Source organism: Pseudomonas meliae (assembly GCF_001400515.1).
Taxonomy (GTDB): domain Bacteria; phylum Pseudomonadota; class Gammaproteobacteria; order Pseudomonadales; family Pseudomonadaceae; genus Aquipseudomonas; species Aquipseudomonas amygdali.
On the sequence record NZ_LJQT01000167.1, the window covers coordinates 1 to 766 of the forward strand.

The window sequence follows — 766 nt, forward strand, 5'->3', positions numbered from 1 at the left end:
GTGTCTGGCAGAAACTCCGCGTCCGGCCCTGAATCGCTCAGTCGCTGTACAGCGCCTGAGTGCGACGCAGGCGCATGCGGCTGCCGTTGAGGTGCAGGTACATCGCCGAGCGCGCTGCGTCGACGTTGCCTTCGGCGATGGCGTTGTAGATTTGCCGGTGTTCGGTGTTGATGCCGGCCAGGTAGGCGTTGCGATCGCTCTGCCCTGTGTAGGCCGAGTTCATCCGCGTGCGGGGAATCAGCTTGGTGCCCAGATGTTTCATGATATCGACCAGGTAGGCATTGCCTGACGCCTTGGCGATCTTGAGGTGAAATTGAAAATCGGCATTGATGGTGGTTCCGGATTTCTGCGGACCTTCGAGCAGCGCATCGAACGCCCGCTTGAGCTCAAACAACGCTTCAGGGCTGCGTCGTTGCGCAGCCAGCCCTGCTGCCTCGACTTCCAGGCTCAAGCGAAACTCCAGCAGGTTCAGCACATCGGACAAGGTGGCGATGGTCGCAGGACCTACCGAAAAACCTTCAGGCGGTGGCATGTCTAGAACAAAGGTGCCGACACCATGCCGGGTTTCCACCAGTCCCGCGGCCTGCATCCGCGACAGCGCATCGCGCACCACCGTGCGGCTGACACCCTCGGCTTCCATGATGTGGATCTCGGAAGGCAATTTCTCGCCGCGCACCAGCACACCGTCACGCATGCGCTGGGCGAAGCGGTCGACCAGGGTTTCTGCCAGGCGTCGATGGTTCTTTTGGAACAGGGCAGCCTGCGG

At 61.4% G+C, this 766-nt stretch carries 1 protein-coding gene; it reads right to left on the minus strand.

Annotated elements, in window-relative coordinates:
• Positions 1 to 37 precede the first annotated feature (37 nt).
• A complete protein-coding gene (locus ALO64_RS07755) occupies positions 38 to 754 on the minus strand; it encodes a FadR/GntR family transcriptional regulator (RefSeq protein ID WP_094195075.1) in 717 nt (238 codons plus the stop codon).
• Between the last annotated feature and the right edge of the window lie 12 nt (positions 755 to 766).